Here is an 8,673-nt window from a genome sequence, read left to right as displayed (position 1 = left end):
CCACCACCCGTCATCGATGCCGAGGTGTCACCAGGAGGACTTGGTCACTCCGGGAAGGAATCCGGCATGCGCCTGTTCGCGCATCCTGACCCGGGACAGCCCGAACTTCCGCAGGTGACCGCGGGGACGGCCGTCCACGCTGTCCCGGTTGCGCACCCGGGTCGCGCTGGCGTTGCGCGGCTGGCGGCGCAGTTCCTCGACCGCGGCGACCCGCTCGGCCTCCGTGATGCCGGGCCGACGGATGATCTCCTGCAACTCCGCACGCCGTGCGGCGTACCGCTCGACGGTCACCTTGCGCTTCTCGTTCTGCGCGATCTTGCTCTTCTTGGCCATCAGACCTTCACTCCCCGCGCCCGGATGCGAGCGACCGCTGCCTCGATGCCGATGGTGTCGATCGCCTTGATCGCCTTGGCGCTCAGCACCAGCCGTACATGCCGTCCCTCACTGGGCAGCCAGTAGCGCTTGCGCTGGATGTTCGGGTCGAACCGGCGCGACGTGCGCCGGTGCGAGTGGGAGATGTTGTTGCCGAAGCCCGGCTGTGCGCCGGTCAGTTGGCAGTGGGCGGACACGGAGTTACCTGCCTCTCATTGAACCGGCCCCATATTGAACATGGAAACCATTGCCATATAGTAGCGGTATGGCTCGCAACGAACTACGCCCGATCATCAAGCTCCGCTCCACCGCGGGAACGGGCTACACCTACGTCACCCGCAAGAACCGAAGGAACAACCCCGACCGACTGGTGCTGCGGAAGTTCGACCCGCTCGTCCGCCGCCACGTCGACTTCCGCGAAGAGCGCTGACGCCGCAACTCCCCCGCTCGACACCCCAACCCCTAGGACACCGCCATGAAGCCCGGAATCCACCCCGCCTACCGCCCCGTCGTCTTCCGCGACAAGGCCGCCGACTTCGCCTTCCTGACCCGCTCCACCTTGACCAGCGACCGGACCGTCGAGTGGGAGGACGGCAACACCTATCCGGTCGTCGACGTGGAGATCTCCTCGGCGAGCCACCCCTTCTACACGGGGACCGCCCGCGTCCTGGACACCGCGGGACGCGTCGAACGCTTCGAGCGGCGCTACGGCCGCCGTGAGGGCCGGTGATGGAGAACAAGCACACGCTCCCTGTCGTCATCGTCAACGGGCTGCACTCGGATGCACGCCACGTAGTCGTGGAGGGGCTGTTGAGGGAGGTGCCTCACAGCGTCGCACTGCACCACGACCTGGCGACAGCGGAGAAGGGCACGGTGCACCGGACCGTACGCGACACCTCCGGGATGCTCTCCAGCGGCGAGGCCCCCCTGGTGAACGGCTGCGCCTGCTGCGCCCTGCGCGAGGACCTGATGCCGGAGCTGGAGCGCCTGGCGGCCGACGCAGTGACCAGGATGGCCGTCATCGAGCTCTGGGACTCCGTCGAGCCCAAGGCGATCGCCGAGGTCATCGCCGCACACGGTGAGGGCCTGGTCGAGGTGACCGGTGTGATCACCGCCGTCGATCCCGCCCTCGTGCTGCCCTACCTCGTCAACGGTGACAACCTCGCCGAGGCGGGTCTGGCAGCAGCGGCCACCGATCAGCGGACCGTCGGAGACACCTGGGCCCGGCAGTTGGAGTACGCGTCGGCTGTCGCCCTCGTGGACAACGACCGGGCGGACGAGGAGGATCGCGTGCTGATCGGTCAGCTGCACCCGACGGCACCGCGGGCAGCGGCCGGTTCCCAGGAGTTGGTGAAGCTGGCTCTCGCCGGGTTCGACGTGGAAGCGGCCGGTGCCGGCCAGCATCCGGCCTGTGCCCTGCTGCCCCAGGAGGCCGAGGAGGCCGGCGTCAGCACTCTCGTGTGGCGCAGGCGCCGCCCGTTCCATCCCGAGCGCCTGTACGACGCGCTGGAGGACCTGAGCTGCGCGGCGGCCCGCAGCCGAGGGCGGTTCTGGCTCGCCGACCGTCCCGACACTCTCCTGTCCTGGGACGCGGCGGGCGGTGCGCTCTGCGTCGAGGACAACGGCCCCTGGCTCGCGTCCCTGCCGGACGCCGCCTGGGACATGGTTCCGCCGGTCCGGCGAGCGGCCGCCGCACTGGACTGGCACCCCGAGCACGGCGACTGCTGCCAGCACCTGGTCTTCATCTCTCCCGGCCTCGACCGGGACGGACTGACCGCTCTGCTCGATTCCTGCCTGCTGACCGACGACGAGTACGAAGCAGGCCGCGCGGGATGGAAGAACCTGCCGGCCGCATTCGACGCGCTTCTCGACCCGGTCCACTGACCGCCTCACACACCCGAGCACCCACCCCCGTAAGGAAGACCCATGGCGCGACGCCAGCAACCCCGTAAGCCCGCCAAGAACCGACCGAACCCGCTCGACGCGGCGAAGATCACCTACATCGACTACAAGGACACCGATCTGCTGCGGAAGTTCATCTCCGACCGGGGCAAGATCCGCAGCCGCAGGGTCACCCGTATCAGCGCCCAGCAGCAGCGACAGGTCGCCGCAGCTATCAAGAACGCACGCGAGATGGCACTGCTGCCGTACTCCTGCTCCAGCATGTGATCCGCGGCCCGGTGCAGCCGTCACGACACGGCGCGGGGTGACGTTCGAAGTCCCCGGCAGCACGCCGCAGCGCCGGCAGCGCGCCCAGGGGCGTCCGTGCCGGGACAGGCTTACTCTGCGGGATATGCCAGATATGTCTGCCACTTCTTCCCCGGCAGGCCACTCCGGCGTCTCTCAGGCAGCGAACCCACGAAGGAGTCAGCGAGATGTCCGCGACCACGGCGCACCACCCCCACCCCGCGCACGCGCACCAGCACGCCCCGGGATGCGGCCACGTGGCGATCCCGCACAACGACCACGTCGACTACGCGCACGACAGCCACCTGCATCGCGTCCACGAGGACCATGTGGACGAGTGCGTGAATCCGGCGCACTCGGTGCACGAAGGGCACGAGCACCAGCACGGACTGGACTGCGGTCATGTCGCCGTGCCGCACGAGGACCACGTCGACTACGTCCATGACGGCCATCGGCACGCCTCGCACGACGGGCATTGGGACGATCACTGATCAACCACTACCGCCGGGGGCCCGTGACATCGACCGATCGAGTGACATTCGCGGACGTGACAGGCATCGGCGCGGACTCCCCGCACCGGCGCTTGTCGCTGTTCACGTTCGTGCATGACGCAGGCATAGAGGCCGCTCAGTCTGGAGATTATGGATATGACAATCATCTCGATGAGCTGACCCAACACCTGCAGCGGCGCCAACCAGTGCCCCCAGCGGTCGAGCTGCCGCTGCCCTACTGACAGGCGAGTGCCGCTGTTGGCTGTCCCCTTGTTCCTGGACCCGAAGCTCGAACCACCACTCACGTCCTTGCCGGCCTCATCCCGGTTCCTGCACAAACTCGTGGACGGGCTGGGCTCGCCCCTCAACGTGGTGGTTCCGGACCGGATCGCAAACATGTCTCACGGTTCCGGTCCGTGTACCGCCGCCACCACCTGGAGGGGGAGATCTGCTTCGCTCACAAGGCGAAGAGGTCGAGCGCGCTGGTACGCCGATTGGCGACCACGGACGCGGCCATGGATGTCGCGTCGCTCGATGCGGTGTCGCCCGGGCTGGGCACGGGGAACGCACTGAGCTGCTGGTGCAGCTCGGGATGGTGGCAGTGACGGGGCTGCCGAATCTGCGGCTGCCCCGGGTGGTCAGCTGAGACGCGGGTGGTCGGCCGAGAGCTGAGCGGGACCGGCCACGCCCGGTACGGCAGCAGGGCCCGGATCGCGCGTCGCGGTCCGGGCCCTGCCCCGCGCGGTGCCGCCCTGCGGCGGCGGTGTGTCAGCTCTGTGCGGTGTCGTCGCCCGACTGCCCGGCGCCCTCAGCTGCGCCTGCCTTCTCGCGCATCTTGCGCACCAGCTCCGCCTTCTGGTCGGCTGCACCCTGGCGGTCGAGGTTGCGGTGCGGACCGTTGTTCTGCCGTTCGGCGCGGGACAGCCTCTTGCGCTGGCCGCCGCCCATGCCCACGGGGTTGTTGATGTTCTTGCTCACGGTCACGGGTTCTCCCGGTAATGATGTGAAGTGATCTACGGATCCATCGGTGAGGGACGGACGGCGACGCCGAAGGACGTCAGCAGGGGCCCATCACGCTCTCACTCGTAAATCGGCGTCGGGAAGAACATGACAAAGACGTTACCCGGTTCCGTCGGCCCCGCACACCAACCTTTTCGGTTCCCCGGCGTCGGCCTGGCCTTCGGCGAGCGCCCGGGGTCAGCCGTTTCCTGCCGGGAATCTCACCACCGCCAGCACCCGCCGGTGGTCGCCGCCCGCCCGGGGCAGGTCCCGACGGGCGTTACTGGGCCGCCGCGGGCGTAGTCAGTGGCCGCGAGCACACTGACCGCATCAGAGATCATCTCACTTGCGCCCCACCGTTACGGGACAACCTTTAGTCAACAGAGGGTTTGACCAGCGACTCGAAACGACTGACGATCCGTCAGGACGGGCGTCAAGACGCCTCGTAGAGCGTCATTTCAGCGTCAAGATATCGCCCGTAACGCACACCCATCCGAACCCGCAGGCCAGGCACCCTTTGCCGCAGGTTCAAGGATCGCGACACACTCCACGTGGTGGGTCATCGGAAAGGTGTCGGCCTGGACGGCTGTACACGAAACAGCAGGTCAGGCATCGTTTCGCTACCCGGCCAAGGAAACGTACGGGGCTCGGAGCGTCAAATGAGCGTCACGGCGGTGAATTGGCGACACAGGGGAAGATCGCCGCGAGTGCCTGCATCGCCGCCATAACGGCCGCAGTCGTTTACAGCCTGATGCACCCGTATGGATGACCACTGCACGCCAGGCGGCCGTAGCGCCCCTAGGTTGGCTTTCCCGTCCACGAACCGTCGAGGAGCCGACGCGGTGAAGTACACGTTGACGGAGCCCCAAGTCGACTTGCTCCGCAAGATCGCGGCAGCTTCCAGTGCGATGCCCATCCCACCTGCCCGGACCCAGACGTCCTGGGCCTTGGAACAACGGGACCTAATCAAGCGGATCTGGCGCGGGAGCGGACACGTCGCCGTAGTCACTGCGGACGGCCGTTACTGCCTCAAGCACGGCAAGCATCCCCGACAGGTCCAGGCTGAGAAGGAGCGGCTGAAGGGAGATGCTTCCCAGGCTGCGCGGGCTCTGGCCGACGGAGCCGAGCTAATCTCCCGTTTGCAGTCGGTCTCGGGGAAGATCACGGTTCCCGATCCTGCCGCGCAAACCCGGGGTCGATGGAGGGCGGCGTACTACGACGCGCTCCACCATGGGCACGTCCCCACAGGGCACAAGCTGAGATGGAACGGCCGACAGCGCGGCGACTGTGTCTTCACGCTGATTGACGAGGAGGCTGAGAAAGCAGCCCAGCCTCCTCCCGTGCCGGCCGTCGACGTGCCGGACACCCTCGATCGCCCTCATCGTCTCGTTCGTGCGACGCGCAAGGCTCTGGGCCGATCCCAGAGGGTGGTCGACACCCGGGGCAAGCCAGGAGTCATCCCGCTGTACCTGTCGCGTCCACTCGCCGACCGGGCCCTGCGGATCATGCACGCACTGTTGACGGAAGCGGAAGGCCGCGGCTACGTGGTCGAGGCCCAGAGCGACCTGAAAGGCGGTGAAGCCGTACACACGGTCGCGATCATGATCCGGTGCCGGGCCTTTCCCCTCGCTCTCACGGAACGTACGACCAAGGTCCCGCACGAGCCGACCCCGCAGGAGCTCCGTCAGCAGGAGCGCAACCCCTGGACGCGCCTGCCCAAATACGACGAGGAGTTCAACGGCCGCCTCGCTCTCGGCGCGCCCACCGGGAGCTGGTACCAGCACTCGTACTCCTACAGCAACGGTGCCCGGTGGACACTGGAGTCGCGGCTGGGACATCTGCTGCAGGATCTCGAACGCATTGCGGCAGAAGCCGACCGCCGGGAGCAGGAGAAGGAGCTGCGTGAGGCCGAACAGCGGCGCCGCTGGTACGCGGCCGTCGCGCGGGCTCGCGAGCAGCAGATCGAGCAGCACCGGGCGACGGTTCTCATCGAACAGATTCGGGCCTGGCGGCAGGCCGACGAGATCCGCGCCTTCTGCGAGGCAGCCCGCGCCCGAGCCGGCGACGCAACGGTTGCGGCGGACGAGGCGGGCTGGCTGGAATGGGCTGAGGCGTACGCGGTGCAACTCGACCCCCTACGGGAAACCTTGCGCACTCCTGTGGATCCGCCGGCCGGGCGAGAGGTGCTGTGTGAGCTGGCGAAGGTCGATGCCTACGCCTACCCGTGGCCGTTCGACGCCGACGGCCGCTGGACGCTTCCCGACGACCGGCCAACCGACCCGCGAACGTGACCCGGCTCTGTCCAACCGGGAAACGACTTCGCCCTGTCCGTGGAGAACAGGGCGAAGGAACGTTCATGCGACGATGGTGAGCGGGGTTTCCATGCGTTCCCATGCGCCGAGGACGGCCTTGTGGGCGTCCGGCTGGAGGTGGGCGTAGCGCTGGGTGGTCTGGAAGCTCTCATGGCCGAGGAGGTGCTGGACCTCGTAGAGCGAGACTCCCTTCTGGACCAGCCACGAGGCGCAGGTGTGGCGCATGGAGTGCGGCGGGTAGTGCGGGACGAGCTGCAACTCGCCGTCGTCGCCGAAGTGGTAGGCGGCCTCAACGGCAGGCCACCAGGTCTGCCGACGCCAGTTCCCGTCGTCGAGGAGGTGCCCGGAGCGGCCCTTGGTGATGGTCGTGAAAACCACTGCGTCGCGGTCGAGCCGGTGGATGTCACGTTCGAGGGCCTCCAGGACGTGGGTCGGGAGCGGGACCTCCCGGCGGCTCTTGGAACTCTTGGGGTACTCCTTGATGCCGCTCTTGGTATTGACCTCCACCACGAACAGGCGCGAGCGGCGTGTGTCGATGCGGTGGCGGTGCAGACCGGAGAGCTCTCCCCAGCGCAGTCCGGTGTAGAAGCCGAGCAGGCACATCGTCCGCCAGGCGGGGGCGAGTCCGTCGAGGATGCTCTGCGCCTGGTCGGGCGTGAACCACTGGGGTGGTTTGACCGCGATGGGCGGCAGGTCGATGCTGCGGCAGGGGCTCACCGCGATCACGTCGCCGTCGACCGCCGCGCGCATGATGGACGACGTCAGGTTGTAGGCTCGCTTGATCGCGGCAGGACCTGCGCCCTTCTCGACCAAGGAGCGGATCCAACTCTGGACGTCCATTCGGGTGATGGCCCGCATCTCCCAGTCCGCCCAGTAGGGCATGACGTGGTTCTTGATGCTGGACGCGTCGCCCCGCAGGGTGTGGGGTTCGACGATACGGGCGTTCCACCACCGGTCGCGCCACTCCCGGAACGCGATCTCGCCGGCCCGCGGGTCGCGCATGCCTCCGCGGGCGAACTGGGTCTCCAGCTCGATACCCCAGGCCCGCGCCTGGGCCTTGAGGGGGAAGGACTCGCTGAACCGGTCTCCGGCCCGGTTACGAACCGTCGCCTGCCACTTGCCGGACTTCAATTTGCGTAGGTACGCGGTACTACTCCTTTGTTCGGAAGCGGTGAGGGCTGGACTGGGGGCGAGAGATCACCGACGGGGGCGCGGGGAAACAATCAGCCTCCTGGCGATGAACTCCTCCAGCCCGGCAGCAGGGACACGGACGCGGGATCGTCCCGTCCCGGTGCGCAGGTCGACGACGGGGAGGTCTCCGGCGGCGATGAAGCGGTAGACGGTGCGGCGGTCGACGTCCAGGGCGGCGGCGACAGCGGGGATGGACAGCAGATGGGCAGGCATGCGCGAGTCCTCGGAAGCGGATAGGGAAAGGCCAAGCAGGTGAATTGGTTCAGCCCGGCTGTCGGCGGTCCACGGCGCAGGTCAACCGGCCCTGTCAGGGCAGTGGGACCAGATCGCTGTGGGGCTGAGCCATGTGACACGGCCGCGTGAGGCGTGGACCGCCGACGTTCGGGATGTGTTCGGCGGGTGGTCTCGCGCTCGGATCGTGAGTCGGAGCGCGGGACGGGAAACTACCGCTCGGGAATGTCCGGAAGGCGCAGGATCTCTTCCAGGTGGTCCCAGTCGATCTCGACGTCTTCCAGCCGGAAGCGGTGCGGGTACCGCAGCGCAATCCAACTCGCGCTCACACCAGCCCACTCGGCAACGCCCCACACAGGAAAGCCCGCCTTGAGCCAGGCGTCCAGAGAGGAATCACGCAGGCTGGAGACCTGCTCCCCCGCGCCCGCTTGGACCTCGTCCGGACTCAACACCGCCTGGCGAGCCTGCCTCCACACCCTCCTGTACTCGCAGGACTGCAACGGCCCACCCCGCTCACCGGGGAACAACAGATCTCCAGCCTTCAAGTCCGCGCGGTCGATCCAGCGCCTCAGCACGCCCACGATTTCCGGCGTGAGAGGGACCCTTCGGCCCTCGCCGGAGCGGACCAGCACCTCCCCGAACTCCCCGTCCGGGAAGGTCACGTCGTGCACCCGAACCGAGGAGCTGATGCTCGAGCGCGGCGTCATCGTCTCCTACGAGACCGTGCGGCGCTGGTGCCTGAAGTTCGGCCAGGCCTACGCAGGCGGCCTGCGACGCCGGCGCCCGCGGCTCGGGGACAAGTGGCTCTACCTTCTTGCCCGGGTTGGTCCTCCCGTTCGTAGGGTGAGGGCACCCAGGGGAGCTGGGTGTGGCTGACAAGTGGCTGCCGT

General features: G+C 67.7%; 12 protein-coding genes and 1 pseudogene. 7 read left to right on the top strand and 6 right to left on the bottom strand.

Annotated elements, in window-relative coordinates; translation table 11 throughout:
- Positions 1-27: 27 nt before the first annotated feature.
- Both rpsN and rpmB read right to left on the bottom strand, forming a co-directional pair.
- The gene (gene rpsN, locus ACFU8Q_RS35780) at positions 28-333 is read right to left on the bottom strand and encodes a 30S ribosomal protein S14 (protein WP_384462593.1); all 306 of its coding nucleotides are present in this window, start codon (positions 331-333) and stop codon (positions 28-30) included.
- Positions 333-569, bottom strand: coding sequence for a 50S ribosomal protein L28 (gene rpmB, locus ACFU8Q_RS35775; RefSeq protein WP_384462591.1), 237 nt, complete (start codon positions 567-569; stop codon positions 333-335). The genes rpsN and rpmB overlap by 1 nt, the downstream gene beginning before the upstream one ends.
- Positions 570-637: 68 nt before the next feature.
- On the opposite strand from rpmB, the gene rpmG reads away from it, so the two are divergent.
- From rpmG to ACFU8Q_RS35750, 5 genes are all read left to right on the top strand, one after another.
- Positions 638-802: a 50S ribosomal protein L33 gene (gene rpmG, locus ACFU8Q_RS35770; RefSeq protein WP_203183923.1), complete on the top strand. Its 165-nt coding sequence runs from the start codon at positions 638-640 to the stop codon at positions 800-802.
- A gap of 45 nt (positions 803-847) precedes the next feature.
- The gene (locus ACFU8Q_RS35765) at positions 848-1,102 is read left to right on the top strand and encodes a type B 50S ribosomal protein L31 (protein ID WP_329814610.1); all 255 of its coding nucleotides are present in this window, start codon (positions 848-850) and stop codon (positions 1,100-1,102) included.
- A complete protein-coding gene (locus ACFU8Q_RS35760) occupies positions 1,102-2,256 on the top strand; it encodes a CobW family GTP-binding protein (protein ID WP_384462587.1) in 1,155 nt (384 codons plus the stop codon). The genes ACFU8Q_RS35765 and ACFU8Q_RS35760 overlap by 1 nt, the downstream gene beginning before the upstream one ends.
- Positions 2,257-2,298: 42 nt before the next feature.
- On the top strand, positions 2,299-2,541 hold the full coding sequence (gene rpsR / locus ACFU8Q_RS35755) for a 30S ribosomal protein S18 (protein WP_384462584.1): 243 nt from the start codon (positions 2,299-2,301) through the stop codon (positions 2,539-2,541).
- Positions 2,542-2,747: 206 nt separating this feature from the next.
- Complete coding sequence (locus tag ACFU8Q_RS35750) at positions 2,748-3,050, top strand: hypothetical protein (RefSeq protein ID WP_384462581.1); 303 nt, start codon at positions 2,748-2,750, stop codon at positions 3,048-3,050.
- Positions 3,051-3,818: 768 nt separating this feature from the next.
- Here the strand turns inward: ACFU8Q_RS35750 and ACFU8Q_RS35745 are convergent.
- Positions 3,819-4,034, bottom strand: a complete 216-nt coding sequence (locus tag ACFU8Q_RS35745) for a DUF6243 family protein (protein WP_384462578.1) — start codon at positions 4,032-4,034, stop codon at positions 3,819-3,821.
- Positions 4,035-4,924: 890 nt separating this feature from the next.
- Here ACFU8Q_RS35745 and ACFU8Q_RS35740 point away from each other — a divergent pair.
- Positions 4,925-6,340 carry a hypothetical protein gene (locus ACFU8Q_RS35740; protein WP_384462575.1) on the top strand — a complete coding sequence of 472 codons (1,416 nt, stop codon included), beginning with the start codon at positions 4,925-4,927 and terminating at the stop codon, positions 6,338-6,340.
- A gap of 63 nt (positions 6,341-6,403) precedes the next feature.
- Here the strand turns inward: ACFU8Q_RS35740 and ACFU8Q_RS35735 are convergent, their stop codons facing one another.
- The 3 genes from ACFU8Q_RS35735 to ACFU8Q_RS35725 form a co-directional block, all read right to left on the bottom strand.
- A complete protein-coding gene (locus ACFU8Q_RS35735; protein ID WP_384462572.1) occupies positions 6,404-7,492 on the bottom strand; it encodes a tyrosine-type recombinase/integrase in 1,089 nt (362 codons plus the stop codon).
- Between the two features lie 66 nt (positions 7,493-7,558).
- Positions 7,559-7,765, bottom strand: a complete 207-nt coding sequence (locus tag ACFU8Q_RS35730) for a helix-turn-helix domain-containing protein (RefSeq protein WP_384462569.1) — start codon at positions 7,763-7,765, stop codon at positions 7,559-7,561.
- A 230-nt stretch (positions 7,766-7,995) separates the two neighbouring features.
- Positions 7,996-8,490 (bottom strand): hypothetical protein, encoded by a 495-nt coding sequence (locus tag ACFU8Q_RS35725; protein ID WP_384462596.1) that lies wholly within the window; start codon positions 8,488-8,490, stop codon positions 7,996-7,998.
- On the opposite strand from ACFU8Q_RS35725, the pseudogene ACFU8Q_RS35720 reads away from it, so the two are divergent.
- Positions 8,447-8,587, top strand: a pseudogene (locus ACFU8Q_RS35720) (IS6 family transposase); the annotation flags it as partial. The gene ACFU8Q_RS35725 and the pseudogene ACFU8Q_RS35720 sit on opposite strands and share 44 nt — an antisense overlap.
- Between the last annotated feature and the right edge of the window lie 86 nt (positions 8,588-8,673).

Origin of the sequence: Streptomyces sp. NPDC057543 (assembly GCF_042801895.1) — a bacterium.
GTDB lineage: Bacteria > Actinomycetota > Actinomycetes > Streptomycetales > Streptomycetaceae > Streptomyces.
The sequence above is the reverse complement of the archived record's forward strand: the minus strand, read 5'-3'. Positions and strand labels throughout refer to the sequence as shown.

What these genes read in the sequence shown, in the direction of transcription:
- rpsN (WP_384462593.1), bottom strand. Translation starts at nt 333, where the DNA reads ATGGCCAAGAAGAGCAAGATCGCGCAGAACGAGAAGCGCAAGGTGACC.
- rpmG (WP_203183923.1), top strand. Translation starts at nt 638, where the DNA reads ATGGCTCGCAACGAACTACGCCCGATCATCAAGCTCCGCTCCACCGCG.
- ACFU8Q_RS35765 (WP_329814610.1), top strand. Translation starts at nt 848, where the DNA reads ATGAAGCCCGGAATCCACCCCGCCTACCGCCCCGTCGTCTTCCGCGAC.
- ACFU8Q_RS35760 (WP_384462587.1), top strand. Translation starts at nt 1,102, where the DNA reads ATGGAGAACAAGCACACGCTCCCTGTCGTCATCGTCAACGGGCTGCAC.
- rpsR (WP_384462584.1), top strand. Translation starts at nt 2,299, where the DNA reads ATGGCGCGACGCCAGCAACCCCGTAAGCCCGCCAAGAACCGACCGAAC.
- ACFU8Q_RS35750 (WP_384462581.1), top strand. Translation starts at nt 2,748, where the DNA reads ATGTCCGCGACCACGGCGCACCACCCCCACCCCGCGCACGCGCACCAG.
- ACFU8Q_RS35730 (WP_384462569.1), bottom strand. Translation starts at nt 7,765, where the DNA reads ATGCCTGCCCATCTGCTGTCCATCCCCGCTGTCGCCGCCGCCCTGGAC.
- ACFU8Q_RS35725 (WP_384462596.1), bottom strand. Translation starts at nt 8,490, where the DNA reads ATGACGCCGCGCTCGAGCATCAGCTCCTCGGTTCGGGTGCACGACGTG.